General features: G+C 69.5%; 21 protein-coding genes, 3 tRNA genes and 1 pseudogene. 13 read left to right on the top strand and 12 right to left on the bottom strand.

Annotated features, from left to right (window positions below; all coding sequences use genetic code 11):
- Positions 1-283 precede the first annotated feature (283 nt).
- The 4 genes from OG219_RS15975 to OG219_RS15960 form a co-directional block, all read right to left on the bottom strand.
- A complete protein-coding gene (locus tag OG219_RS15975; RefSeq protein WP_266827072.1) occupies positions 284-2,212 on the bottom strand; it encodes an ABC transporter ATP-binding protein in 1,929 nt (642 codons plus the stop codon).
- Positions 2,212-3,945 (bottom strand): ABC transporter ATP-binding protein, encoded by a 1,734-nt coding sequence (locus tag OG219_RS15970; protein WP_266827070.1) that lies wholly within the window; start codon positions 3,943-3,945, stop codon positions 2,212-2,214. Before OG219_RS15970 ends, OG219_RS15975 begins: the two co-directional genes overlap by 1 nt.
- Positions 3,946-4,094: 149 nt before the next feature.
- Positions 4,095-5,549, bottom strand: a complete 1,455-nt coding sequence (locus OG219_RS15965; protein ID WP_266827068.1) for an FGGY family carbohydrate kinase — start codon at positions 5,547-5,549, stop codon at positions 4,095-4,097.
- Between the two features lie 63 nt (positions 5,550-5,612).
- The gene (locus OG219_RS15960; protein ID WP_266827066.1) at positions 5,613-5,918 is read right to left on the bottom strand and encodes a YtxH domain-containing protein; all 306 of its coding nucleotides are present in this window, start codon (positions 5,916-5,918) and stop codon (positions 5,613-5,615) included.
- Positions 5,919-6,065: 147 nt separating this feature from the next.
- Between OG219_RS15960 and OG219_RS15955 the strand changes: the two genes are divergently transcribed.
- From OG219_RS15955 to OG219_RS15940, 5 genes and pseudogenes are all read left to right on the top strand, one after another.
- A tRNA-Asn gene (locus OG219_RS15955) sits at positions 6,066-6,138 on the top strand.
- A 5-nt stretch (positions 6,139-6,143) separates the two neighbouring features.
- Positions 6,144-6,216: transfer RNA gene (locus tag OG219_RS15950), tRNA-Asn, on the top strand.
- 167 nt (positions 6,217-6,383) lie between these two features.
- A tRNA-Ile gene (locus OG219_RS15945) sits at positions 6,384-6,457 on the top strand.
- A gap of 738 nt (positions 6,458-7,195) precedes the next feature.
- Positions 7,196-7,375 (top strand): annotated as a pseudogene (locus OG219_RS48140) (DUF6879 family protein); the annotation flags it as partial.
- 55 nt (positions 7,376-7,430) lie between these two features.
- Positions 7,431-7,604, top strand: a complete 174-nt coding sequence (locus OG219_RS15940; RefSeq protein WP_323183280.1) for a Scr1 family TA system antitoxin-like transcriptional regulator — start codon at positions 7,431-7,433, stop codon at positions 7,602-7,604.
- 151 nt (positions 7,605-7,755) lie between these two features.
- Here the strand turns inward: OG219_RS15940 and OG219_RS15935 are convergent, their stop codons facing one another.
- The 5 genes from OG219_RS15935 to OG219_RS15915 form a co-directional block, all read right to left on the bottom strand.
- Complete coding sequence (locus OG219_RS15935; RefSeq protein ID WP_266827064.1) at positions 7,756-8,946, bottom strand: HTTM domain-containing protein; 1,191 nt, start codon at positions 8,944-8,946, stop codon at positions 7,756-7,758.
- A gap of 19 nt (positions 8,947-8,965) precedes the next feature.
- A complete protein-coding gene (locus tag OG219_RS15930) occupies positions 8,966-9,550 on the bottom strand; it encodes a DUF5819 family protein (protein WP_266827062.1) in 585 nt (194 codons plus the stop codon).
- A gap of 356 nt (positions 9,551-9,906) precedes the next feature.
- Complete coding sequence (locus OG219_RS15925) at positions 9,907-10,653, bottom strand: hypothetical protein (protein ID WP_266827060.1); 747 nt, start codon at positions 10,651-10,653, stop codon at positions 9,907-9,909.
- A gap of 542 nt (positions 10,654-11,195) precedes the next feature.
- Positions 11,196-12,038 (bottom strand): transposase, encoded by an 843-nt coding sequence (locus tag OG219_RS15920; RefSeq protein WP_266827058.1) that lies wholly within the window; start codon positions 12,036-12,038, stop codon positions 11,196-11,198.
- A 344-nt stretch (positions 12,039-12,382) separates the two neighbouring features.
- Positions 12,383-13,600: an MFS transporter gene (locus OG219_RS15915; RefSeq protein ID WP_266827056.1), complete on the bottom strand. Its 1,218-nt coding sequence runs from the start codon at positions 13,598-13,600 to the stop codon at positions 12,383-12,385.
- Between the two features lie 54 nt (positions 13,601-13,654).
- Between OG219_RS15915 and OG219_RS15910 the strand changes: the two genes are divergently transcribed.
- Entirely contained in the window at positions 13,655-14,410 is a 756-nt protein-coding gene (locus OG219_RS15910) for a helix-turn-helix transcriptional regulator (protein ID WP_266827054.1), read from the top strand.
- Positions 14,411-14,436: 26 nt separating this feature from the next.
- Here OG219_RS15910 and OG219_RS15905 read toward each other — a convergent pair whose 3' ends face one another.
- Positions 14,437-15,774 (bottom strand): PLP-dependent aminotransferase family protein, encoded by a 1,338-nt coding sequence (locus OG219_RS15905; RefSeq protein WP_266827052.1) that lies wholly within the window; start codon positions 15,772-15,774, stop codon positions 14,437-14,439.
- Positions 15,775-15,869: 95 nt separating this feature from the next.
- Between OG219_RS15905 and OG219_RS15900 the strand changes: the two genes are divergently transcribed.
- Positions 15,870-16,511 (top strand): DJ-1/PfpI family protein, encoded by a 642-nt coding sequence (locus tag OG219_RS15900; protein WP_266827050.1) that lies wholly within the window; start codon positions 15,870-15,872, stop codon positions 16,509-16,511.
- A 19-nt stretch (positions 16,512-16,530) separates the two neighbouring features.
- Here the strand turns inward: OG219_RS15900 and OG219_RS15895 are convergent, their stop codons facing one another.
- Positions 16,531-17,145 (bottom strand): DUF1345 domain-containing protein, encoded by a 615-nt coding sequence (locus tag OG219_RS15895; RefSeq protein WP_266827048.1) that lies wholly within the window; start codon positions 17,143-17,145, stop codon positions 16,531-16,533.
- Between the two features lie 176 nt (positions 17,146-17,321).
- Here OG219_RS15895 and OG219_RS15890 point away from each other — a divergent pair, with 176 nt between their 5' ends.
- From OG219_RS15890 to OG219_RS15880, 3 genes are all read left to right on the top strand, one after another.
- Positions 17,322-17,702 (top strand): isocitrate lyase/phosphoenolpyruvate mutase family protein, encoded by a 381-nt coding sequence (locus tag OG219_RS15890; RefSeq protein WP_266827046.1) that lies wholly within the window; start codon positions 17,322-17,324, stop codon positions 17,700-17,702.
- Positions 17,703-17,845: 143 nt separating this feature from the next.
- Positions 17,846-18,493, top strand: coding sequence for a Pr6Pr family membrane protein (locus OG219_RS15885; protein WP_266827044.1), 648 nt, complete (start codon positions 17,846-17,848; stop codon positions 18,491-18,493).
- Positions 18,494-18,553: 60 nt separating this feature from the next.
- Entirely contained in the window at positions 18,554-19,639 is a 1,086-nt protein-coding gene (locus OG219_RS15880) for a protein kinase family protein (RefSeq protein WP_266827042.1), read from the top strand.
- A gap of 11 nt (positions 19,640-19,650) precedes the next feature.
- Here the strand turns inward: OG219_RS15880 and OG219_RS48135 are convergent, their stop codons facing one another.
- Positions 19,651-22,551, bottom strand: coding sequence for an AAA family ATPase (locus tag OG219_RS48135; RefSeq protein WP_323183279.1), 2,901 nt, complete (start codon positions 22,549-22,551; stop codon positions 19,651-19,653).
- Between the two features lie 177 nt (positions 22,552-22,728).
- Between OG219_RS48135 and OG219_RS15865 the strand changes: the two genes are divergently transcribed.
- From OG219_RS15865 to OG219_RS15855, 3 genes are all read left to right on the top strand, one after another.
- Complete coding sequence (locus tag OG219_RS15865) at positions 22,729-23,589, top strand: calcium-binding protein (protein WP_266827040.1); 861 nt, start codon at positions 22,729-22,731, stop codon at positions 23,587-23,589.
- Between the two features lie 157 nt (positions 23,590-23,746).
- Complete coding sequence (locus OG219_RS15860; RefSeq protein WP_266827038.1) at positions 23,747-24,328, top strand: hypothetical protein; 582 nt, start codon at positions 23,747-23,749, stop codon at positions 24,326-24,328.
- Positions 24,329-24,486: 158 nt separating this feature from the next.
- On the top strand, positions 24,487-25,425 hold the full coding sequence (locus OG219_RS15855) for an RNA polymerase sigma factor (protein ID WP_266827037.1): 939 nt from the start codon (positions 24,487-24,489) through the stop codon (positions 25,423-25,425).
- Positions 25,426-25,437: the final 12 nt, after the last annotated feature.

The raw sequence follows: 25,437 nt of genomic DNA, 5'->3' as shown, positions 1-25,437 counted from the left end.
CTCCGCCCCTACCCATTCCCGTCACTTGGGGGCTCCGCCCCCAAACCCCCGCTCCTCAAACGCCGGAGGGGCTGAAAACCTTCAGCCCTCCGGCATCCGAGGACAAGGCAACGCCGTCCCGAGCCCCCACCCACCCGTGGGGGCTCCGCCCTTCAGCCCCGGCCGGGGAGAGATCCTTCAGCCCGTCCGGCGTTTGAGGACGAGGCCGTCCAGGCCGAAGCGGGGGTCTGGGGGCGGCAGCCCCCAGAAACGGGACGGGAAGGGGCGGAGGGGGCGAAAAACCTCAGTCCACCTCAGCCACCGCCTGGGCGAACTGGGCCTTATACAGCCGCGCATACGCCCCGTCGGACGCGAGCAGTTCCGCATGCGCGCCCTGCTCCACGATCGCCCCGTTCTCCATCACCAGAATGGTGTCCGCATCCCGGATCGTAGACAGCCGGTGCGCGATCACGAACGACGTACGCCCGTGCGCGAGCTTCGCCATCGCCTTCTGGATCAGGACCTCCGTCCGGGTGTCGACGGACGACGTCGCCTCGTCCAGCACCAGGATCACCGGATCCGACAGGAACGCCCGAGCGATGGTGATGAGCTGCTTCTCACCCGCGCTCACCCCCGACCCCTCGTCGTCGATCACGGTGTCGTACCCGTCGGGCAGCGTCCGGATGAACCGGTCGGCGTGCGCGGCCCGCGCCGCCTCCTCGATCTCGCCCCGGGTGACGTCCCGCGAGGCCCCGTACGCGATGTTCTCCGCGATCGTCCCCCCGAACAGCCAGGTGTCCTGGAGCACCATCCCGATGCCGTAACGGAGTTCGTCCCGGGACATGGCGGCGATGTCGACCCCGTCGAGGGTGATCCGCCCCCCGGTGACCTCGTAGAACCGCATGAGGAGGTTGACCAGCGTGGTCTTGCCGGCGCCCGTCGGGCCGACGATCGCGACCGTGTGCCCGGGCTCCACCTTCAGCGACAGATCCTCGATGAGCGGCTTCTCGGGGTCGTACCGGAAGGACACGTTCTCCAGCGCCACCCGTCCCCGGAGTTCGTCGGGACGGAGCGCCGGTACCGGATCGGCCTCCTGCTCGTCCGCGTCGAGCAGCTCGAAGATCCGCTCGGCGGAGGCCACGCCCGACTGCACGAGGTTCGCCATGGAGGCGACCTGCGTCAGGGGCATGGAGAACTGCCGGGAGTACTGGATGAAGGCCTGCACGTCACCGATCGACAGCGACCCGGACGCGACCCGCAGTCCGCCCACCACGGCCACCAGCACATAGTTCAGGTTCGACACGAACATCATCAGCGGCTGCATGATCCCGCTGTTGAACTGCGCCTTGAACCCGGCCTCGTACAACTGCTCGTTCTGCTCGGCGAACTGCGCCGCCGACTCCTCCTGCCGCCCGAACACCTTCACCAGGTTGTGCCCGGTGTACATCTCCTCGACGTGCGCGTTGAGCTTGCCGGTGGTCCGCCACTGCTGGACGAAGTGCGGCTGCGACCGCTTGCCGACCCGTGTGGCGATGAAGAAGGACAGCGGCACGGTGACCAGCGCCACCAGTGCGAGGAGCGGCGAGACCCAGAACATCATCGCCAGCACACCCACGATGGTGAGCAGGGAGTTGATGAGCTGCCCCATCGACTGCTGGAGCGTCTGCCCGATGTTGTCGATGTCGTTGGTGGCGCGGCTGAGTACCTCACCGCGCTGCCGCTTGTCGAAGTACGACAGGGGAAGCCGCGACAGTTTCGCCTGGAGGTCCTCGCGCATCCGGTACACGGTCCGGTTGACCGACCGGTTGACCAGCCGCGTCGCCACCGCCATCAGCAGGCCTGCCAGCAGGAACACCACGAGCGCGAGCCCCAGCACCTCGCCGACCGCGTTGAAGTCGATGCCCTTGCCGGGGGTGAAGTCGGTCCCGGAGAGCATGTCGGCCATGCCGCCGTCGCCGCGCGCCCGCATGGCCGCGAGGGCCTCGGCCTTCGTCTCGCCGGCGGGCATCTCCCGCCCGATGATGCCGGAGAAGACCAGGTCGGTGGCGCGGCCCAGGATCTTCGGACCCACCACCGAGAAGCCCACGCTCAGCACCACGGCGACGAGCATCCCGTACATGGTGGCGCGCTCGGGCTTGAACTGTGCCAGGAGCCGTTTGCCCGACCCCTTGAAATCCATCGAGCGCTGATCGGGGCCGCCCCCGGCCATCATCCGCCCCATAGGCCCGGCCATCAGGCAGCCTCCGCTTCCGTGAGCTGGGAGAGAACGATCTCCCGATAGGTCTCGTTGCCCGCCATCAGCTCGTGGTGCCGCCCGGTGCCGACGACCCGGCCCTCGTCGAGGACCACGATCCGGTCGGCGTCCCGGATGGTCGACACCCGCTGGGCGACGATCACCACGGTCGCCTCGGCGGTCTCCTCGGAGAGCGCCGCGCGCAGCATGGCGTCGGTCTTGTAGTCGAGCGCCGAGAACGAGTCGTCGAAGAGGTAGATCTCCGGCCGCTGCACGAGGGTGCGGGCGATCGCGAGACGCTGCCGCTGGCCGCCCGACACATTGGTGCCGCCCTGTGCGATGGGGGAGTCGAGCCCGTTCTCCAGGCCCTCCACGAACCCCTTGGCCTGCGCCACCTCCAGCGCGTGCCACAGCTCCTCGTCGGTGGCGTCCGGATTGCCGTACCGCAGGTTCGTCGCCACCGTGCCCGCGAAGAGATACGGCTTCTGCGGCACGAGCCCGACCGTCTTCGCCAGCAGCTTCGGCTCGATCGTCGCCACGTCCACGCCGTCGACGAGGACCGCGCCGTCGGTGGCGTCGAACAGCCGGGGGACGAGCCCGAGAAGCGTCGACTTGCCACTGCCCGTGGACCCGATCACGGCGGTCGTCTCACCCGGCCGCGCCACCAGGTCGACGGCCGTCAGCACCGGTTCCTCGGCACCCGGGTAACGGAACCCGCCGCCACGGATCTCCAGGTGGCCGTGGCGCCGCAGCTCCAAGACGGGCGCGGTCGGCGGCACCACACTGCTGTCGGTGTCCAGGACCTCCTGGATGCGCTCGGCACAGACCTCCGCGCGCGGCACCATCATGAACATGAAGGTGGCCATCATCACGGACATCACGATCTGCATGAGGTAGGCGAGGAACGCGGTCAGATCACCGATCTGCATGCCCCCGCTGTCGATCCGGTGCGCGCCGAACCACACCACGGCGATCGACGACAGGTTCACGACGGTCATGACCATCGGGAACATCAGCGCCATCAGCCGCCCGGTGCCCAGCGACACCTCCGTCAGATCGGCGTTCGCCTTCCGGAAGCGCTCCTTCTCGTAGTCGTCCCGCACGAAGGCGCGGATCACGCGGTTGCCGGTGATCTGCTCGCGCAGCACCCGGTTCACGGTGTCCAGGCGGACCTGCATGGAGCGGAACAGCGGCCGCAGCCGCCGGATGATCAGGGTCACACCGAGGCCGAGGACCGGCACCACGGCGACCAGCACCCCGGACAGCGGCACGTCGAGGCCGAGGGCCAGGATGATGCCGCCCACACACATGATCGGCGCCGACACCAGCAGGGTGAACGTCATCAGGGCGAGCATCTGCACCTGCTGGACGTCATTGGTGGTGCGGGTGATCAGCGAGGGCGCCCCGAAGTGGCCGACCTCGCGCGCGGAGAAGGACTGGACGCGGTCGAAGACGGCGCCCCGGATGTCCCGGCCGACCGCCGCCGCCGTACGGGCGCCGTAGTAGACGGCACCGATGTTGCAGACGACCTGCGCCAGCGAGATCGCGATCATCACGCCGCCGAAGGACAGGATGTAGCCCGTGTCGCCCTTCACGACACCGTTGTCAATGATGTGCGCGTTGAGCGTGGGCAGGTAGAGCGTGGCGCAGGTCTGCAGGAGCTGCAGCAGCACCAGCAGCGCGATGGGTTTCTTGTACGGACGGAGGTACGTACGAAGCAGTCGTATGAGCACGCGGGGTCTCTCGGGGTCGACGGCGGGCGGGCAGTGGGTGCACCACCCCCTATCGTCGGACACTCCCCCCGTGTTACCTCAACCGATTAACCCAAGTGCAGGCCAAGAACCGACCCGGTATCGGACCTTCGACGTACGCCGGCGGTCCGCTAGGCCCGGAACGCCCCCGGATGCGCCTGCTCCCGTACGGACACGTACTGCTGCCGTATGGCCTGTCCCACGGCCAGTTCCTCACCGGGCTCAAGGACCTGCGCGACCGGCCCCTGCCAGGCGGGCGGCGTCCGCGGGTCGAGGGTGCCCTGCGAGACGCCGAGCGCCCAGGCCGCCTGCCGGGCCGCGCCGAACGCCGCGTAGTCCGCGGGCTGCGGCACCACGACCTGCACGCCGAACAGCGCGGGCGCCACGGCCTGTACGGCGGGCAGCTCGGCGGCCTGTCCCAGCAGGAAGATCCGCCGTACGTCGACGCCCCGCCCGCGCAGCACGTCGAGCGCGTCCGCCAGCCCGCACAGCATGCCCTCGAAGGCGGCCCGCGCCAGATGCTCGGGCCGCATCGACTCGCGCCGCAGCCCGGCCAGCATCCCCGCCGTGTGCGGCAGGTTCGGCGTCCGCTCGCCCTCCAGATACGGCAGCATCACCAGGCCGTGGGAGCCCGGCGTCGACTTCATCGCGAGGTCGGACAGGCTCTCCAGGTCGGACAGGCCGAGGAGTTCGGCAGCGCCGCGCAGGGCTCGTACGGCATTGAGCGTGGTGACGACCGGCAGATGCATCCCGGTCGCGTCCGCCAGCGAGGTGATCATGCCGGAGGAGTCGAAGAGCGCCTCGGGGTGTACGGCCATCACGGAACCGGAGGCTCCGAGCGAGACGACCGCGTCCCCGAGCCCGATGCCGAGCCCGAACGCCGCCGCCATGGTCTCGCCGGTCCCGGCGGAAATGAGGAGCCCCTCCGGAGTGGTCCCCGCCGCGTCGGAGGGGCCGAGCACCTCGGGCAGCCCGACCTGGTGCCCCAGCGCCATCTCGACGATGTCCGGCCGGTAACCGCCGGTCGCCGCCGACCAGTACCCGGTCCCGGAGGCCCCGCCCCGGTCGGTGGTCCTGCGCACCGGCCGCCCGAGCAGCTGCCACACCAGCCAGTCGTGCGCCTGCATGAGGAACGCGGTCCGCCGCGCGGAGTCCGGCTCGGTCTTGTTCAGCCAGCGCAGCTTGGTCACCGGCTGGGCGGCCTGCGGTACGCAGCCCACGGCCTGGGCCCACGCCTCGCGCCCGCCGAGCGCGTCGACGAGATCGGCGGCCGCGACCTGCGTCCGCTTGTCACTGCCGACGAGAGCTGGACGCACCGTGTTCCCCTGCGCGTCCAGCGGGACCAGCCCGTTCTGCTGCGCGGAGACGCCGATGGCCTGCACACCTTCGAGCAGTCCGCCACCGGCCGCCTCTCCGAGGGACAGCAGCCAGGCCTGAGGGTCGACGTCGGAAGGACGCCCGCCGCCCTCGGTGGACTCGACCGGATGCGGCGCGTACCCCTGCTTGAGTACGGCGCCCGTGTCCGAGTCGCAGACGATGATGCGAGTGAAATCGGGCGAACTGTCCAACCCGGCGACTATCCCCATGGCGCAAATTCTGCCGTACCGCGAGAGGCAAGCGCGCCGGACCGGATCGTCCGTGCCCGTTCGCTAGGTGTTGGAGGTGCCCCAGTCGTCCTCGCCGCGGCCGTTGGCGTTCCGCTCGCGCAGGGAGCGGACCCGGTCGGTCACCGAGGTGGGGACCCGGTCGCCCACCTTCTCGCTCACCGCGTGGTACGCCTTGCCCGCGAACTCGCGGCCCTGCTGGGCGGCGCTCTCGGCGGTGTTGCGCACCGCCGGGTTCTGCGAGATCCGCTGGGCGGACTTCTTCAGCTGCTCGTAACGCTCGCGCCCGGCGCGTGAGCCCAGCACGTAACCCAGAGCCAGTCCGGCGACGAATGTGAGCCGGTAGCGCATGACGGCCACCCTTCCCTTGCCTCGGCATCGGTGCGGGGGCGGAACCGATTGGCGGAGCACCCCCCTGCTTGCGCTAATGTATGTGTCGCAGCGAGCACACGCCCCCTGGCGAATACCCAGGTAGGTGCGTTCGATGCAACGAAGCGATCCCCTGTAGCTCAATTGGCAGAGCAGCCGGCTGTTAACCGGCAGGTTACTGGTTCGAGTCCAGTCGGGGGAGCTCGATCTCCTGTAGCTCAATTGGCAGAGCAGCCGGCTGTTAACCGGCAGGTTACTGGTTCGAGTCCAGTCGGGAGAGCAACGAAAAAGGACCCCTCAGGGGTCCTTTTTCATGTCCGCCGGAACCGCGCACGGCACACCGAAGTCCTCATGGTCACGCGAAGCCGACCATCCGAAGCAGGAGATCGTATGAGCGGCTATGCTGCGGCAGACGGCGCGCACAAATGTGCGCGACGCGCCGTAGATGGGGCGGTAGCTCAGCCGGTTAGAGCAGCGGACTCATAATCCGTCGGCCGTGGGTTCGAGTCCCACCCGCCCCACTCCAGCGTCACCCCGCAGGAACGTTTCGACCTGCGAAATCCCGTCAGCCTCTCGCCGAGCGAGGGGCGTTCGTCGTCTCTGGAGGTCGTTGGCTGGCCCCGTGCCGGCCCGAAGGCCAAATGATCACGCCGGACATGGAGCGGGCCCCGGCCGGGCACAGTTCCCGCCGGGGCCTGGTCCCGCCCGCTCCCAGGTCTCACGGGGTGAGGGGCGGGCGGATCTACTTCTGCGCAGCGCGGTACGCGCGCCGCAGCTCGTCCATGACTTGCGCTTCGGGTGGGGGTGGTTGCGGATCTCGATACTGCAGTCCGTCGCCTTGGACGGGTTCCCGGCGGCCGTGTACTCGGCGCGCTGCCGGGCCAGGGCCCCGCAGACACGACAGCCCGGCGCGGGCGCCGGTTCGCTGAGGGGGAGTTCGAGCGTGTTGGGCGGATCCATGATCGTCTTCATCCGGGTGCCTTCGCCGGCGTGGATCTGCCCCGGCGCCGGCGTGCGTGGGCAGGGTGGTGGGCCTGCCGCTGCTTAGGACCGTAGGAATCGGAGCGCTGCCCTTGCTGCGAAGTTGCACCGAATTACAGGGGAGTTGCCGCCGCAGGCCGTGGCCGGTACGCGCTCTTGACCGCGTCACCCAGGAGCCCGTGACAGTGGTGTCGATCGCTGCAACCGACTAGCGCGGGAGGCAGCCATCATGAACATTCACTTTGTCGGGATCGACCCCGACACGGACGAGGACGGATGCCGGCGAGCAGGTGCGATGGCTGCCGCGGCACCGCGTGTGGGACCTGCTCCTGCCGGGCAGCGACTCCTGGAACTTCGACGGGCAACTGATGCGCGTCCACCACTTCACCGGTGACGGGCACTGGGCCTACAAGGAACTGTGCGACGACGTCGCCCTGGTGGAAGCGCGCGCAGCTGCCGTCACCGCCCCGTCGGACACGGCGATCCGGGCGTGGGAGTACCCGCCTGTTCCGCGTGTACGCCTCCCGCGTGATCCCCGGCTACCTGCAGACGCCCGGCTACGCCACCGCGCTCATGGGCACCATCGCGGGATTCCGCGGCACCCCCGACGACGTGACTGAGGCCGTCGAGGCCAGCATGCGCCGCTCTCGGGTCACCAGCCGGGCAGCCTCCTCGCCGCCAAGGTGATCGTCACGGCCCCCGGCGAACTCGACATCTACCTCCGGGCGTTCGCGCGGCTCACGGAGCTCGCCGTGTACGGGGGCGATGGGATGCCGAGTTCATGAAAACGGTCCGTACGACCGCGCTCGTACGGACCGTTTCGCTTGCCCGGTGCTGGTCAAGCGGCTGCGGTGGAGTTCCGCCTGGCCTGTACGGCGTTCCGGCCGGCACCGGCCCGCCGGGCCGGTGCCGTGCACCGGGTGCCGCACCAGAGCAGGAACGCGGTGGGCAGGAAGACCGCGTCGCACGCGATCATGACCATGGAGAAGAACGGGATACCGAGTACCACTGCGATCCCGGCGTGCTCGACGATCATGACGGCCAGCAGTACGTTCTTGACCTTGCGGTTGGCCAGAGTGAAGGGGAAAGCGACCTGCAGGATGACCGTTCCGTAGCTCATCAGCAGGACCATCACGGTGTTGGCCGCGAGGATTGCCGAGAGCCAGGGCCAGGGCGCGAAGTACTCCAGGTTCAGCGCGTAGTGCAGGGCGCTGCCCTCCTGCCACCGTGAGCCCTGCACCTTGTACCAGCCGGATGTGGCGTAGATCAGGCAGACCTGTACGGCGATCGTCAGCATCGCGGTGTTGTGCAGCAGGGACGCGCCCGCGTCCAATAGCGCTCGGCCTTCGGCTTCGGCGAACCAGCGGTTGGCGACGTACCACAGTGCCTGGACACCCCACAGGATCCAGAGAACGAGCGGCCATCCCGTGTCGAAGCCGAACGCCACCAGCAGGAACAGCCCGGTGGCCGACCAGAGGGCGACTCCTGTGCGGTCGCCGTACGGGGAGTCCTTGCGCTGCAGGGCACGGGCACGCCGCGCATCCAGGGACCAGACTTGGGCGCACCGGGTGAAGACCAGGTAGATCACCATGATGCGGATGGCGTTGTCACCGCCGTCACCCACCAGGGGGTTGCGGTTCTCCAGCGAGAGCGTCCCCACCATGAGCAGCACGGACGTGGTCCTGGTGCGCCAGCCCACCAGGACAGCGAGAGCCGAGGCGATGGTCAGGGCGTAGACGATCTCGAACCAGGCTTGCCCGCCGGACCAGTACAGAACGCTGAACGTTCCGTCCAGACGGGCCAGTTCCAGTGCCATCTCATGCGAAAGCGGGCTGCGATCGCCGTACAGCACCCGGCGGTGCGGCCATTCCCGGAGCAGGAAGGCCGCGATGGCGAGGGCCAGGCCGATACGGAAGACGGCGGCCTGGTAGGGGGCGCGGGTGGTGCAGATGAAGCGTCCGTATCGGGCGAGGGCCGCGCGGACGCGTTCCACCCGGGACGGGCGCGACGCCTCTGGGCGGGTCGGCATGGGCGTCATCGTGCTCAACTCACAGCCCCTTGTAGTCCTGGTCGGTCACTGGCCACCACGGGAGGACGCGGTAGTTGGTGGTGTCGGGTACTTCCTCGGAACTCCACGACGGGGGCCGCACCATCGCGTAACGGCCCGCGAGCTGCACCGCCGTGATCCGCTCGCCCTGCCACTGCCGCCCGAACCGCTGGAGCGCGATGCGCTTCAGGTAATCGGCGGCCACCTGCCCACGGATGCCCTTGGGGCGGTTTGTCGGGCCGTGCAAGGAGTCGGAACTGTCCCACGCGATGCGGAGCATGTTCTGGTCCACGTGGCTCGGTGTCGGGTTGCCCTGGATCTTGGCCACGTCCTGGGCCGTGAGGTTGATCCACTGCGAAATGTGGGGGGAGCCGGGGTTGCCCATGGTCCGCAGACGGATGCCGATGGCGTCGTTGCGCTGCTTCGGGTTGGGAGCGAACAGTTTCCAGTCCTGACCGAACTCCGGCTGGACGTAGGAGTTGATGGCCTCCTGGTTGCCGACCTTGAGGGCGTTGGGCGGGGCCAGAGTCAGGAAGATCATGCCCAGATGCACGAGCATGGCGCCGGCGAGGAGGAGGGCCGTCACGCTGAGCGTCGCCACAGACCACGGCGACCAGTGGTGCGGGGTGCTCGGAACGGACGGCGGGGGGAGGGTGGGTTCGCGTACCCCCGTGTCCGCCGCGCTCCGAGGGGGAGGGAACGCGGCCGGTGCGTACGTTCCGGCCTCCGTGTGCGGGGGGTGGACGGTCGGTCCGCTCGATCCCCTGGATGCTTCCATCACGCTCCTTGACTGAAGCATGGCTCGTACGGTGGGAGAGCACCCACCGGACGAGCCACGAGCCCGAGGCAGCTCTCCCTTGTCGCGGGAGAGCTGCCGTCAGGTGATGAAAACGGCCATTCAGTTCTATGACCGCTTTTCTGCTTGCCGCTCTGTCGTTTCGGTCAGTTCAGCGGGCAGCTGTTCTCCGGGCGGAAGGGAGGCGGGTCGTACTGGACCAGAGGGTGAGCTGCGCTCAGCAGGTCGGCGACGATGTTGGTGTCGTCACCGCCGTACCACTGGGGGTTGTCGACAACCTCGTACAGCGTTGGGTTTGTCGGGGCGCCATCGTCGATACCTTGCTGGGACAGTGTGGGCGTCACACCGGTCTTCAGCGTGAAGTTGTCGTTCGGGCTGTAGCCGGTCGCTGCCCAGGAATCGATGTGCTGCGGCTGCCTCCAGTAGCCGGGCGAGCACCAGAGGCCATCCGGGGGCGGGGTCGTGGTGCTGGTCGTGGCGGTGGTGGCCGTGGTGGCCGTGGTGGCCGTTGTCGCCGTGGTCTGAGTGGTCTGGGTCGTCTGCGTTGTGCCCGTGGCCGACGTCGCACTCGTCCCGTTGGTCCCGCTGGTCAGGCCGATGAGCCCCGTCGTGAGCCCGATGTCCCCGAGGATGTTCGGGGCGAAGACCGCGTTCTGCGTGCAGTAGCCGAAGGTGCCGCCCTTGCAGCTGTGGACGAGGTTGTACTTGTCGCCCTTCCCCTTCTTGCCCTTGTCGTGCTCCTTCTCGTGTTCGTCGTGCGCCGGGGTCAGCGTGCTGCTGTGGGTGTGCGCCGCCCAGGGGCGCTCCCAACCCAGCGCCTGGGAGGCGGTGGTGGTGCCCAGTGAGACGGTGAGCACCGAGGCACCCACGAGCAAGGCTCGAATGGCCCGCATGACGCTCCTTCCCTGTTTTTTGCTCGGGATTACGGATCCCGTGCGTTCAGGCGAAAAGTAGAGCAATGTCGGGGTGGAGAAATCAATCATTGCGGCTGCGGCGCGCCCATAATGAATTTCCAATGCATCGGAGGGGTGATTTCTCATCATATTTACTGGCCGAATTTTTGCTTGCCGCGAAGTAATTCGGAAATCAATTGTGTAAATGTTCGCCGAACGTGCGGCCGGAAAAGGGGGCGTGGCGCGTGTTGTCGCGGCTGCGTCGGAGGTGTGATGTGCGGGGTGCGGCAGTAAGGGCTGCGATCGTTGATCACGGTCGGCGCGGTGGGGGGACCGGGCACGTGCAGTGATCGCGAGAAGCCGGCGGATCATGGGTTGACGTCCGGACGGATCGCCGAACTCGTCGCTGGGATCGGCCTGTTGTGGGACAAGCGGCACCAAGCTGGTCTGGCGTCGCGTACCCGTCACGGGACTGTCGAGTTCCTGGTGGAACTGGCTTGTTGATGTTGGCTGGTCAATGTTGGCGTGTCGGGTCAGGCGGCCTACGAAGGTGAGCTCGAAGGCGTTGAGGGCGGGTTTCCAGCGGCGAGCCCAGCGGGCTCTGCCGTCTCCTTTCGGGGCGAGTGCAGTGATGGCCAGGAAGAGGTATTTGAGGGCGGCGGTTTCGCTGGGGAAGTGTCCGCGGACCGCACGGCCCTGCGCAGGCGGGCGTTGAGGGATTCGATCGTTCTCTCCCAGAGCTTGGTGATCGCGGGGTACTTCTGTTCCCGGATGTCGGCGAAGGGGGCAAATTCCTCCAGGGCGGCGGCCTCGGAGACCGCCGCGTAGATCGGTTTGAGGTCGTGCGCCAGCACTGCCCAGTCCTGGCGGCCGGCATAGCGGATCAGATGGATCAGGCAGGTCTGCACGATCGCTTCGGGCCAGGTCAGGTCGATCGCATCGGGCAGGACCTTGAGGCCGTCGCAGACCACGATGCAGGTGTCGCGCACTCCGCGGGTCTTGATCTCGGTGAGCACTCGCTGCCAGTACTTGGCGCCCTGGGCACCGTCGGAGGCCCATAGCTTCGCGACCTGCCCGTCCCTGATTCTCACGTGCAGGGCATCGATGAACAGGACCGGATGGACCTCATCCAGCGGGTGTTTCTGCCATTCCGCGAGGCGTTCGGCAATCTTGTCGGTGATCGTGGGTTTGGATGCCTCGGCGCCATAGACCTCGGTCACCCACGCGGAGATCTCCCCGTGGGTGAGGCCCTTCGCGGGCAGCGACAGGATCAGATCCCCCCCCGGGCAGGCGGCGGGAATGCTTGGGCATGATCGTCGGTGTGTGATGGAGCCGTCCCGGTCCCGCGGCACCTCCAGTGCGACCGGCCCGGACTCGGTGGTCACCGTCTTCGGGCACCCCCAGGGCGGATTCCAGCACCAGCTTCGTCAGCTGCTGCAACAACCCGCCGGCCGCGGTCACGGCCAGCCCCTCGGGTCGGTCCCGGTCGGTCAGCCGGCGGATCTGCTGGGCATCCAGCTCGTCATGCAGCACGACCTCAGTCGGCTCAAGCCTGGAGCGTCAGCTTCCGTCCAACGGACGGAAGCTGCTGCCCGTGAGTTCGGTTCTGGGCCGGACGGTGGCGGTTGGCGCGCCGTTGAGGTGCGGTTGGGTCTGCGGCGACGTCCTCGACCGGTCGTTCACGCCGCCGGGAGACCGCGACTTTCCGGCCGCCGGATGTGCAGGCTGGTCACCCTTGACGATGGTGCACGGGAGTGAGTTCGGCGTCCGTGTCGTCTCCGGTCTGCCGCACCGTCGGCACGGGCTTGGGCGTGGTGGGTTCGGGCAGGGTGCGGAACAGCAGCCAGCTCAGCACGGGCATCAGGATCAGGGGTGCCAGAGCCGTGCGCAGGGAGGTCGCGTCGGCGATGCTGCCGATGAGGGGGCTGGCCAGGCCGCCGATGCTGACGGTCAGTCCGAGGGTGACGCCGCCGGCCGTGCCGACGCGCGTGGGCAAGTAGTCCTGGCCCAGGGTGACGTGGAGGGAGAAGGGGACGTACAGGCCGATGGAGGTCAGCGCCACGAACGCGTAGAACGCCGGGCCGGGGATGAACACGGTTCCCGCGACGGCGGCGATCGTGAGGAGGTAGGACCAGCGGGCGACGGTGACCCGGTCCCAGCGGTTGGCCAGGCTGCCGCCCGCCACCGAGCCCATCGCACCGCCGATGTAGAGCACGAACAGCGCCACGGTGCCCGCTGCCGTACCGCCTCCCACCCGCTGCTGGGCGTAGAGCGAGACGAACGTGCTCAGGCCGACGAAGACGATGGACCGGAAGACCACGGCCAGCGACAGCTTCACGAAGGACGCCTTGTCGTCGGCGCCGACCGCGGCTGGGCCGCCTGAACTGCCGGGGGCCGTCTTCTTCTGGAGTGCGCGCAGGACGGGCAGGCACAGCACGCTGCCGGCGAGGGCCGGCAGCACGAGCAGTGGCGACAGGCGCAGACCGCCGGAGGCGACGACGGCGGTGACCACGAGCGGCGCGGCGGCGAAGCCGAGATTGCCGCCGACGGAGAACCAGCCCATCGCGCTGTGGCTGCCCTCGCTGAGGAGCCGGGCGACGCGTGCGGACTCGGGGTGGTAGGCGGCGACTCCGACGCCTGACATCGCCACGAAGAGCAGTGTCAGTGCGTAGGAGCCGCTCAGGCCGCTCAGGGCGATACCGAGTCCGCCGAGTACGGTGCTCACCGGCAGGATCCAGGGCATCGCCCAGCGGTCGGTGAGCAGGCCGAACACCGGTTGGGCCACCGAGGACAGCACGGACGCGGCGAGCACGATGCCCGAGACCGCGGCGTAGCCGTAGGCGCGCTCGGCGACGAAGAACGGGACGAGAGAGGCGACCGTGCCCTGGTAGATGTCCACACAGGCATGGCCGACCGACAGCAGAGTGATTGATTTGGTCCTTGACACCTCACCATGCTCATCGCCGGGCAGCGTGTCGCGCTTCCGATAAACTGCCAACCAATGTCAGAAATCCGCCACGAGCCCGTAGCGCCGACCCGCACCCAGTGGCTGGCGCCCGGAGCAGCCATCGACGCCCACCGCCACGACGACCACCAGATCGTCTACGCGGGCCGGGGAGTGCTGGCCGTGACCACCAGCAGCGGCTCGTGGGTCGCGCCGGGCAATCGCGCCATCTGGGTGCCGGCCGGCACCGTGCACGCCCACCAGGCCCACGGTGAACTCGAACTGCACCTGGTCGGTCTGCCCGCGAGTGACAACCCGCTCGGTCTGGACGAGCCGACCGTGCTGACCGTCGGTGCGCTGCTGCGGGAACTGGTCCTCGCCTACACCCGCACCCCGCACGACGACAGCGCCGAACGCGGGCGGCTGCGGGCCGTGCTGCTCGACCAGTTGAGGGCATCACCCCAGCAGCCGCTGCACCTGCCCACGCCAACCGTCCCTCTGCTGAAGGCTGTCTGCGAGATCCTGCACACGAACCCGGCCGACGACCGCACCCTGGTGGCACTCGGCAGGGAAGTCGGCGCCAGCGACCGCACCCTCTCCCGCCTCTTCAAAGCCGACCTCGGCATGACGTTCCCGCAGTGGCGCACCCAACTGCGCCTCTACCACGCCCTGGTCCTGCTGGCCGAGAACACCCCGGTCACCGCCGTGGCCCACCTGTGCGGCTGGTCGTCCGCCAGCGCGTTCATCGACGTCTTCCGCCGGACCTTCGGGCACACCCCGGGCACACATCAGCCGCGCGAGAAGACAGGCTGACCGGCCCGTCGTCCCCGCCACCTGCTTCACGCGTGGGCGTCCTCGACAGCGACTCGTCGCACTGTGCGCAGCGACGACCGGAGACTGTCCGGATCGGTCGAGCCCAGAGCGAGGCGGATCGCCTGCGGTGTGTGCGTCGTGGTGGAGAACGGTTCGGCCGTGGCCACCGAGATGTTCTGACGCGCGAGGGTGGCCGTCAGGCGGTCGGCGCGTGCGTCGTCGGGCAGCGGCAGCCAGGTGAAGTAGGACGAGGGGTGGCTGGTGAGGGGCAGGCCCGCCAGCTCCTGTCCGGCGATCGCCTGGCGGGCCTTGGCGTCGTCTCGTTTCCGCGCTTCCAGGTGGTCCACCGTGCCGTCGTCGAGCCAGCGGCAGGCGATGGCGGTGGTGAGGGCGGGGGTGTTCCAGGTGGTCGCCCGGATCGCGCGTTCGAGCGACGGCGCCGCGGAGGGCGGGGCGACGACGAAGCCGACCCGGAGGCCGGTGGCGACGCTCTTGGACAGTCCCGAGACGTAGACGGTGATGTCCGGCGCGGTCGCGGCCAGCGGCGGTGGAGGGTCCTCGACGAGGTAGGCGTAGGAGGCGTCCTCGATGATGAGCGGACCGTGCTGCCGGGCGATCTTGATCAGGCGGGTCCGGTCGGTTGCCGGCATCACCCAGCCCAGCGGGTTGTGCAGGGTGGGCATGGTGTAGATCGCCCGGACGGGGCGGGTGGCGCACAGCTTCTCGAGGGCGTCGAGATCCGGCCCGTCGGCGGTTGCGGGGATGGGCGCCAGGTCGAGATGGAAGGCGTGTGCGAGCACCTTGAAGCCCGGGTAGGTGAGTGCGTCGACCGCGACGACGTCACCGGCGTTGAGCGTGGCCATGACGGTGATGGCGAGGCCGTGCTGCGCTCCGTTGGTGATGAGGATCCGGTCCGCGTCCGTGGTGATTCCCCGGCGCCTCAGGTGCCGTGCGATCGAGGCTCTGTCCTGGGGGCGCCCTCGGTGCGGCTGGTAGCGCAGCAGTGTGTCGAGGTCACCGGCGCCGGCCACCTCTCGCAGGGCCTGCCGGAGGAGGTCGGCCTGTCCGGGCAGTGACGGATGGTTGAAGTTGAGGTCGACCGCGTCCGTGGCGACGACCTGCTGGTCGATGCCGTGACCGGCGGGAACCGCGATGTCGCGCACGAACGTGCCACGGCCCTGTTCCCGGCTCACCAGACCCATGATCTCCAGCTCGGCGTACACCCGGGTCGCGGTCACCACGGCGATGCCCTCACGGGCGGCGAGCCCACGGTGGGTCGGCAGCCGTGCGCCCGCGGCGAGCCGCCCGCTCCGGATGTCGGACGCGAGCGCGTCGACCAGCGTTTTGTACCGCGAGGGTGCCATGCGCCGGATTGTATCCATGACAATTCTTTGACTGTCCTGGTCGGTGGTTCCTACCGTCAAGAACCACCGACCACCGACCCGGAAGGACAGCCGCCGTGCCGCACATCGCCATCCTCACCTTCGAGGGCTACAACGAGCTCGACTCCCTGATCGCGCTCGGTGTCCTCAATCGCATCAAGACCGACGACTGGCGCGTCACCATCGCCACCCCCAGTCCCAAGGTGACGTCGATGAACGGGGTGGTCATCGAGCAGATGTCCACCCTTGAGGAGGCGTGCGCCGCCGACGCCGTCATCGTCGGGAGCGGCATCGCCACCCGCGAGGTCGTAGAAGACCCGGCGATCATGAACGTCCTGCGCCGCCTGGACCCCACGCGCCAGCTCATCGCGGCTCAGTGCTCGGGCGCGCTCGTGCTGGCCAGGCTCGGTCTGCTCAACGACATCCCCGCCTGCACCGACCTGATCACCAAGCCCTGGGTCGTCGCCGCCGGCGTCGAGGTGCTCAACCAGCCCTTCTACGCCAAGGACAACATCGCCACCGCCGGCGGCTGCCTGGCCTCGCACTACCTCGCCGCCTGGATCATCGCCCGCCTTGAGGGCCACGACGCCGCCGAAAGCGCGCTGCACTATGTCGCCCCGGTCGGCGAGAAGGAGGAGTACATCGAGCGCGCCTGGCGCAACATCACGCCCTACCTGGAACCCTCCTGCGTCGCGCAGCCCGTCGGCGTCACCCGATAAGCGACCGTGCTGAAGACGTTCAACGAGTGAAGATTCCCGCGACGAGGTTGATGGCGGTGGCCAGAATGCTGGTGCCGAAGACGTACGACAGCAGGGTGTGGCGCAGGACCACCGAGCGGATCGTCGTGCTGGAGACGTCGGTGTCGGAGACCTGGTAGGTCATGCCCAGGTTGTAGCTGAAGTAGAAGAAGTCCCGGTACGCCGGCGGACGCTCGGAGTTGAAGTCGATTCCGCCCGCGGATGCCAGGTAGTAGAGGTACGCGTACCGGGTGGCGTACATCAGGTGCAGTGCGGCCCAGGCCATGAACACACCGATGAGAGCCGTCGCCGCATGGGTGTTGTCGGAGTTGCCGAGCATGAACACCACGATGCCGACAAGGCCGCACAGGGCGGCCACGACCACGGCGATCTCTTCGGTGACGGGCCGCAGGTCCTCGCGTCGAGCGTTTCGGCGGGTCGTTTCGGCGTCCATCGGCCACAGCACGATCCAGCCGACCACCACGAAGCATGTCTCGGTGGCGGCGACACCGGCGAGAATGCCCAGCGGTACATCGGTCGACGAACCGACGGCCACACCGACGGCTGCTCCGACGACGACCGCGTTGGCGAGCCGTGGGACTGCGGACAGGGACATCAGGGATCTCACGCGCACAAGCCATGACCGTAGCCGCTCGTCGCTGGTCGGGTGGGGGCAGAGGCCGGCGAGGGTCCCCGGCGACCGCTCGGGCCACGGCGGCGACGGCGGATCGGGGTTCCTGCCGGCGGGGTGGAGGCGTACCTTCTCCCCGAGTTGATCGAGGAAGGGCTCGCGTGCGTGAGATCGCCGACGGGGTGACGGTGCCCGTGAGCGCGGACCTGGAAGACGGGTACGGCGAGGCGCCCGACACGGTGGTCACCACCGTCTCGCTGACGCTCGCGGCGGGCGCCGCCGGCGGCAACATCGAGGACTTCACCGGCGACCGCACCCGGCCGCTGTACGACGAGGCGCTCGCGGTGGACCGCATCCGGGCCGCCCGGGCCGCCGTGGACGCCGGCGGCGAGCCGTTCGTCCTGGTCGGCCGGACCGACGTGCTCCTGGTCGGCGGTGGGCTCGACGAGTGCGCACGGGAGTTGGCGGAGCGTGGCACCTTCTCCTACGCCGACGACCAGCTCTCCCAGACGGAGCTCAACCACCTCTTCCGGCGCGCCTGAGGCCCCCGGGTCCCCCGGGGCAGACACCGTTCACCGCTTTCAGGGCACCGGGAAGGTACCGGCGGGTAAGGTGCGGCGACCGGGCAGGACCGCACCCGGTGCAGCATGCCGAAAGCCTGATGGGCCGGACGACTGGAGTCTGTATGTCCCTGTGGACCCACCCCGCGCTGTGGTGGCGCGCGGCCGTCGTACTCGCGGCCGGGACCGGGCTCGCGCTGGAGACCAGCTCGCTCGTCTACTTCACCGTCGACAGCAATGTGATCGTGTTCGGCTACTTCATCGGTGCCGTGTACTGGATGGTGCGGCGCGGCACGACCGAGGCCCCCGCGCCCCGGCTGCGCGGCGCCGCCGTCCTGTACATCACGATCACCGGACTGGTCGCCCACTTCACCCTCAACCACGGGGCGAACCCGCTGCCCGGCCTGGTCTCCGGCCCCGACCGGCTGCAGCACTGGGCGCAGTTCCTCGTGCACTACGTCACGCCGGTCATGGTCCTGCTGGACTGGGTACTGCTGAAACCCCGCAACGCCGTGCGCTGGCGGGACGTCCCCCTGTGGCTGTCCTTCCCGCTCGGCTACGCCACCCTCGTACTGGTACGGGCGGCCCTGTTCCCGGACTTCGCGACCCCGTACCCGTACTTCTTCCTCGATCCGACGACGAAGGGGTACGACTGGGTCGCCGGCCAGATCGCCCTGATGACGGTCGAGTTCGCGCTGATCGCGGCCGCCGTGGTCGGCCTGGACCGCCTCGGCAACGTCGTGGTGGGCAGGCTGCGTCCCGCGCGGGCCTGAGGGCGGACGCGCGGTGTGCTTCAGGACGGGCCGGCTGGTCCGAGCAATGAGGAGTTGTTGATGGACCACCCGGACCACCCGGACCAGCGGTATGCGGCACGCATCGCCACGTACGGAGCCGTTTCCACGCACCTGTCGCTGCTGAGCGATCGCCGGCTCGGCGAGGTCGTGGCCGCGGCCACCCCTCTCGGGTCCGGCATCGGGGGCAGGTCGGCCGAGCTAGAGGTGGGCGGGACCCGGGTCTTCGTCAAGCGGGTCCCTCTGACGGACGTCGAGACGCGGCCGGAGAACGTACGGTCGACGGCGAACCTCTTCGGGCTGCCGATGTTCTACCAGTACGGGGTGGGCTCGGCCGGATTCGGGGCCTGGCGCGAGCTGGCCGCGCACACGATGACCACCAACTGGGTTCTCGGGAACGAGTACGAGGGCTTTCCGCTGATGTACCACTGGCGAGTCCTGCCGGACTCTCCTCCCCAGGGCTTCGCCGACGGTCTCGGCGGCATCGACGGAGCGGTCGCGCACTGGGAGGGCGCCCCGGCCGTGCGTGAGCGGCTGGAGGCCATCGGCAGGTCCTCCTCGAGCCTTGTGATCTTCCTGGAACACGTCCCAGGGACTCTTGCCGAGTGGCTGGGCGACCGACGGAAGTCCACTCCGGCGGGCGAGGACGTCCCGGGGTACGCGTGGGCGGCGGAAGCCCTCACACGCGGGGCCGCCTTCATGAGCTCCCGCGGGCTCGTCCACTTCGATGCCCACTTCAACAACGTCCTGACCGACGGCCGGCTGATCTACTTCGCGGACTTCGGCCTCGCCCTGAGCTCCGGGTTCGAACTCGCGCCGGACGAGGCCGAGTTCCTCACCGACCATCTCGCGTACGACGGCTGCTACGTCGTGAACCACCTGCTTCGCCACCATCTGCCCGACGGCCTGCGCGGCAAGGCGGAGCACGCGGCGTTTCTGCACAACTGGATCGCGGGTGAAAGGCCCGACAAGGTCCCGCCCGCGATCGCCGCGATCATCGACCGGCACGCCCGGGCCGCCGTCGTGGTGGACGGGTTCCACCACGGCCTGATCACGGTGAGCAAGCGGACACCGTATCCGGCCGCCGACATCGAACGGGCCAGACGGGATGGTCGTTCAGCGGGGTAGGGAGACCGACGTCAGTCCCGGCTGTCGTCGCCCAGGATCCCGCCGGCCATCGTGGAAGCCTGGATACGGCTGGTCACGCCGAGTTTTCGCAGGATCGCCGAGACGTGCACGCTCGCGGTCTTGGCGGAGATGAACAGTTCGCGGGCGATCTCACCGTTGGTCAGGCCGCGCGCCAGCAGGCGGAGGACTTCGCTTTCGCGGTCGGTCAGGCCGAATCCGGCGCCGGGCGTTGCACGGGCGGGGTCCGTCGGGACCGGCCGGTCGAGGGAGATGCCCGCGCGCCCGGCGAAGTCGCCGATGTCACGGGCCAGCAGCTCGGCGCCGATCTCGCGGGCGCTGCGGTGGGCCGCGTACAGCAGGGGTGCGGCGGTGGCACGTGGGGCGCGGGACATGAGGAGCGCCTCGGCGTGGCGGAGGCGTGCGTATGCGGCGAGGTAGGGGTCCAGCTCCCGGTCCCGGTCCGCGGAAAACCGTTCCCACAGGCCGGGATCCGGCCCGGCCGGGTCCAGCCGGGAGCACTCGGCGCGGGCCAGCAGCGCGTAGCCGAGGTGGTCGGGCGAGGGCCGGCCACCGCGTGCCCGGACCTGCGCGACCAGTGAATCCGCGAGATCGGCGAACCGGCGGGCCTCCGCCTCCGCCGACGCCGCGGTCGGGTCGGGGCGACGGCGGCCGCGGTCCTCCTCCACCATCTCGGCGACAGCGCGTACGGCGATGGCGCACAACTGCGGACCGAGCGACTCGTATCCGCTCGTATGACGCGAACCGAGTCCCCGTTCGGCCAGTGCCAGCGCGTCCGCCCAGTCACCGCGGGCGACGGCGAGTTCGGCCCGCCACCGCAGCGTGCCGGCGCTGAACAGCACGTCCTCGGCCGTGAAGATGGGGTCGAGTCCGCCGAGCAGCTCCCCGGCCGTGACCAGCCGCCCGCGCCTGATCTCCAGCCCGGCCAGCTGGAGTTCGATCTGCTGGCAGTAGAAGCGCTCCACGACCTCACTCAGCGCCAGCTCCGCGAGGTCCGAGGCCTCGCTCAGCCGCCCGAGCCGGACCAGCGTACGTACCGCGCTGGACTCGAGGGCAGGCGCAATCGTTCCGGTCAGCCCGAGTTCCCTGGTCAGGCGGGCGCCCTCGTGGGCCCACTCCAGCGCTGTTCGCAACTGGCCGGCGGACACCAGCGACTCGCACAGCGACAGGTAGGCCTGCCCGGCCGCCGGTGGGTCATTGACCTCCAGCGCGAGCGCGAGCGATTCGCCCAGCACGGCCAGGCCCTCATCCAGTTGCCCGAGCTTGATCCGGCACGATCCCAGGATGGACAGCGCGATCGACAGGACCGGGCCCGCACTGGTCTCCCGGGCGTCGGCGATGGCCTGCTCGGCGTAACCGATCGCCTCCTCGTCGTAGGAGCGCAGCATCAGGCCCTGCGCCATCGCCTCCAGTACCCGGGCGCGTTCGGGCGAGGCGGGCGCACCCGCCACCAGACGGGCCGCTTCCTCGTACGCGGTACGGGAGGTCTTCTGGTCGGCTGAGGTCAGCGCGTAGCAGCCCTGGCGTTCGAGGAGTACGGCCGCACGCGCCGGCTCGGCGGTCCTGTCGACGTCCAGCAGGGCCTCGGAGACCAGGGCCACGGCTCGCGAGTTGTTCCCGGCGGCGGCGGCCGACTCGGCGGTGTCGAGCAGGAGTTGATGACGCGTCATATCGGCCGGCACCCGCGCGCCCGGGGTCCCCGGCCACACCCGCAGCATCCGTTCGTACTGGACGTGGGCCGCCGCGGGGGAACTGGTCCCTTCCGCGAGGTCGGCCGCCAGGCGGGCGGCCGCCAGTGCCTGCGCGGGTTCGCCCGCGGCCTCCCAGTGCCTGGCCAGCTCCGCCGCGTTCGCCGGCGTATCGTCCGCCGACGGGCACCCGCGGTCCTGGAGCGCCCGGGCGGCGCGGCCGTGCAGCCGGGCACGCTCGCCGGGCAGCACCGCGCGGAGCACCGCCTCCTGCGCCAGCTGGTGGCGGAAACGGTAGCCGTCGGACGTCGGGACCAGCAGGAAGTGGTCCACCGCCTCGCGCAGCGCCTCTTCCAGTACGTCGTCCGGGAGGCGGGCGACGGCGGCGAGCAGCAGGTGGTCGCTGGAGCGGCCGATCACGGAGGCCGCACGCAGCACCTGTCCCGCGGCGGGTCCCAGCCGGGCGAAGCGGGCGTGCAGCGCATCGCTCACGGTCGCCGGAAGGCGGCCGGTCCCGCCGTCGGCGGCGAGCAGTTCCTCGGTGAAGAAGGGGTTCCCCTCCGCTCTGCCGAAGAGGTCGTCCACGAGGGACGCGGAGGCGCGCTCCCTGAGAAGTTCGCACACCTGCCGCTCCACCTCGGCACGGGTCAGCGGCAGCAGCCGCAGCCTGTCCACCTGCCGGTCGCGGGTCAGTTCGGCGAGCAGTGCGCCGACCGGATGGCCGGGTACCAGCTCGTCGCCCCGCACGGTGACGACCAGCAGGACGGCGTCCTTGCGCAGTACGCGGGAGAGGAACGCGAGCAGGTCACGGGTGGACCCGTCGGCCCAGTGCAGGTCCTCGACGACCGCCACGGTGGTCTCGCCCTGTCCGGCGAGCAGATCCGCGACCCTGCGGAAGAAGCGTCCGCGGTCCCGGATCCGGGCGGACGCCGGTGAGGCGTCGAGGCCGCGCAGGATGTCCAGGATCGGCGCGTACGGCACGTCGTCCACCAGCGGTGGGCAGTACCCCACCGGGACCCGTACCCCGCGCTCGGCGGCGGCCCGCGCGAAGCTGTCCACCAGCCGGGTCTTGCCGATGCCTGCGTCGCCCTCGACGACCACCAGCCGTCCCTCGCCGCCGGCGGCGCGGTGCAGCGCGGCGTCCAGAACGGCCAGTTCCACGGACCGTCCCACCATCACCGGTGAGGAGTACAAGGGGTTCGGCATCGGGGCCGAAGCTAGGACCCGGGGCCCCGCCCGTCAATGGACATATGAGGTAGGGAGGCGGGCGGAGGTAAGGATTCTCCCGATGTGTTGCCACAGGGAGGACGTGAGGCTGTGGGGGTCCGACGGCGGCGTCCACGGGGGGTGCCGCGGCGGACACACCCACAGGGGGAATCGGAAATGCGCAACACATACAAGATGGTGCTGGCCACCGCGATCGCGGCGGGGGCCGTCGCCGCCTCCCAGGTGATGCCGGCCGCGGCCTTGCCCGCCGCGCCCGCCGCACCCGGCGGCGCCTCGGTCTCCAACGGGACACTCACGTACGACGCGCGCGTCAACCAGGTCAACCAGGTCAGCGTCAGCCGTACCGGGGTGGCTACCTATGTGCTCGACGACCGCGTCCGGATCACTCCGGGGGCCGGTTGTCAGCGCGTCGGCGCGGATGTGACGAGGGTGCGGTGCGTGGGGGTCCAGCGGATCGTGGTCAACACCCTCAACCTGAACGACTCCGTCGGTGTCAGCACGAACGTCTTCATCCCGACAACCCTCAACGGGGGTACCGGAATCGACACCCTGATCGGCGGCTCGGGCCGCGACCTGCTTCGCGGCGGCGCGGGGAACGACCGGCTCTCGGGGCGCGACGGCATCGACGTGCTCAACGGCGGCTCCGGTAACGACGTGCTGTCCGGCGGCGCGGGCAGGGACACGCTGAGCGACGGCGCCGGCAACGACACCTTGAACGGCGACGCGGGCAACGACCAGCTCAATGGCGGCGTCGGCAACGACAGGCTCAACGGGGGTGCGGGCGACGACATACTGAGCGGCGTCGCCGGTAACGACACGCTCAACGGGGGTGCGGGCAACGACACGCTGCGGGGTGGCCTCGGCAACGACGTGCTGGGCGGCGGCCTCGGCAATGACCGGTTGTTCGGGGACGCAGGGCGGGACTCGCTGATCGGCGGTCCGGGCTTCGACCGGCTGAACGGCGGCACGGGCGTCGACTCCTGCAGTGGCGAGGTCCGTGTCAGCTGCAATCCCTAGTCAGTACGGGGTGGAAGGACGCCAGGACTGTGACGAGCGCCATACGTTGATCTTCGAACTTCGATGGCCGCTCTGCATCTAGTCGGCGTCCGTCACTGGGCGGCTGCGGAAAGCACCTCTCCGCAGCCGTCCGTTTCATTTCACCGAGGAACATTCAATGGGTTATCTGCGCGGATTCGTCCCCTGGATCGTCGCCGGCGTCGTCTCGTCCTTCGACTGGCGCTGGGGCGCCATAGGCGGCCTCGCCTCGGGCCTGCTGCTCGTGATCCAGGACCGCCGGAGCGGCGTCGACCCGGATGTTCTGATCCTGGAGATCAGCACCATGGCGTACTTCGTCGTGGTCGGCGCCGTGTCCGTCACCGACCCGGACTCGGTCCTTGCGGACCACACCGACGTCATCTCCTTCGCCTGGCTGGCCGCCACCGCCTGGGGAAGCCTGGTGATCCGCCGCCCCTTCACGCTGGGCATCGCCGAGCGCCGGACACCCCGCGAGTACTGGGACATGCCGGAGTTCAGCCAGGTCCAGGTCAACAACCGCATCACCGGTGCCTGGGGCGCAGGCTTCACCTTCATCGGCGTCAGCCTGGCCGTCTGCGACGCGGTGGACGCCCCGGCCTGGGCGGGCATCGCCGCCCATGTCGCCGGTCTCCTCGGCCCCGCCGTCTTCACGAAGGTCCATCCCGCCCGGGCCGAGGAGCGACTGCCGGACCGGGCGCCGGTCATGACCGTGACCGGGTAGACCGTCCTCGTCGTACGACCGCTCCCGTCGTACGACCTCCGCCGCGTACGAGCCCGAGGGAAGGCGATCCTCGCGATGGCGGACGCCGAGGGCCCGTCCCGGCGTATGTTCCAGACTGCACACGGTTCGTGACTCGTCCGCACGGAGGCGTTCAGTTCATGGTGTCCCTCAACCCGCCCACGGATGAGGAACTCACACGCAGGGCCCAGGCGGGCGAGACCGCGGCCCTGGGTCTCCTGCTGGCCCGCCATCAGGCGCCGATGCGCGCGGTGGCGCTGAGCCTGCTCGGCTACGGCCCCGACGCGGAGGACGCGGTGCAGGACGCCGCGCTGACCGCGCTGCGGCGCATCGGGGACGTACGGGATCCGACGGCGGTGGGAGCGTGGCTGCGGGCGATCGTCCGCAACGCCTCCCGCACGCGCCTGCGCGAAACCCGGGAGACGCCGGGCCTCGACGGCCTCGATCACCTGCGGCTTCGCGACGAGGCGCCCCCGCAACCGGAGCGGCTCATCGAGGAACACGCGATGCGCGACTGGATCTGGGACGCGGTGGACGAACTGCCGCCGCAGCTCCAACTGGTGCTGATGCTGCGGCACTTCAGCGGTGTCACCTCCTACCGGGAGATCGCCGCCGTCTGCGAGGTACCGGTAGGCACGGTGCGGAGCCGGCTCAACCAGGCCAGGGGGAAAATGGCCCAGGTGCTGCTGTCGACCGCCACGCGGACACACGACGACGCCGCCGCGCTCGCCAAGGAGAGCAGACACGAGGCCGTGGAGACCCTTCAGGCGTCCGAACGCGGCGCCCTGCCCCGGGAGATCTCCGAGTTGTGGCCGGCGGAAACCGAACTGGTCGGCCCACTCAGCCGGCCGGGGGAACGCACCCATCCCGTCCCGGTCATGCGGCACATGCTGGAATCCGGGGTACACCAGTACGTGCGACATGTGGTGGCCAGCCGCGACATCACCATCTGGGAAATGGACGTCACCAACCCCATCGGCGCCACCAATCCCTGCCCGCCGACCATCGCCTGGCTCATGTTCCGTGAGAAGGGCCGAGTCCAACGACTCCGGCTGATCTTTCCCGAGCCGTCGCGGTGAGCCCTGAACGGT

The organism is Streptomyces sp. NBC_00038 (assembly GCF_026343635.1).
Classification (GTDB): domain Bacteria; phylum Actinomycetota; class Actinomycetes; order Streptomycetales; family Streptomycetaceae; genus Streptomyces.
The sequence above is the reverse complement of the archived record's forward strand: the minus strand, read 5'-3'. Positions and strand labels throughout refer to the sequence as shown.

Bases quoted from the DNA above. Each gene is read 5' to 3' on its own strand.
- OG219_RS48135 (WP_323183279.1), bottom strand. From the start codon at position 22,551: ATGCCGAACCCCTTGTACTCCTCACCGGTGATGGTGGGACGGTCCGTG.
- OG219_RS15895 (WP_266827048.1), bottom strand. From the start codon at position 17,145: ATGTCCCTGTCCGCAGTCCCACGGCTCGCCAACGCGGTCGTCGTCGGA.
- OG219_RS15860 (WP_266827038.1), top strand. From the start codon at position 23,747: ATGGGTTATCTGCGCGGATTCGTCCCCTGGATCGTCGCCGGCGTCGTC.
- OG219_RS15910 (WP_266827054.1), top strand. From the start codon at position 13,655: ATGTCAGAAATCCGCCACGAGCCCGTAGCGCCGACCCGCACCCAGTGG.
- OG219_RS15935 (WP_266827064.1), bottom strand. From the start codon at position 8,946: ATGCCGACCCGCCCAGAGGCGTCGCGCCCGTCCCGGGTGGAACGCGTC.
- OG219_RS15865 (WP_266827040.1), top strand. From the start codon at position 22,729: ATGCGCAACACATACAAGATGGTGCTGGCCACCGCGATCGCGGCGGGG.
- OG219_RS15975 (WP_266827072.1), bottom strand. From the start codon at position 2,212: ATGGCCGGGCCTATGGGGCGGATGATGGCCGGGGGCGGCCCCGATCAG.
- OG219_RS15880 (WP_266827042.1), top strand. From the start codon at position 18,554: ATGGACCACCCGGACCACCCGGACCAGCGGTATGCGGCACGCATCGCC.
- OG219_RS15965 (WP_266827068.1), bottom strand. From the start codon at position 5,549: ATGGGGATAGTCGCCGGGTTGGACAGTTCGCCCGATTTCACTCGCATC.
- OG219_RS15960 (WP_266827066.1), bottom strand. From the start codon at position 5,918: ATGCGCTACCGGCTCACATTCGTCGCCGGACTGGCTCTGGGTTACGTG.
- OG219_RS15855 (WP_266827037.1), top strand. From the start codon at position 24,487: ATGGTGTCCCTCAACCCGCCCACGGATGAGGAACTCACACGCAGGGCC.
- OG219_RS15925 (WP_266827060.1), bottom strand. From the start codon at position 10,653: ATGCGGGCCATTCGAGCCTTGCTCGTGGGTGCCTCGGTGCTCACCGTC.
- OG219_RS15905 (WP_266827052.1), bottom strand. From the start codon at position 15,774: ATGGCACCCTCGCGGTACAAAACGCTGGTCGACGCGCTCGCGTCCGAC.
- OG219_RS15885 (WP_266827044.1), top strand. From the start codon at position 17,846: ATGTCCCTGTGGACCCACCCCGCGCTGTGGTGGCGCGCGGCCGTCGTA.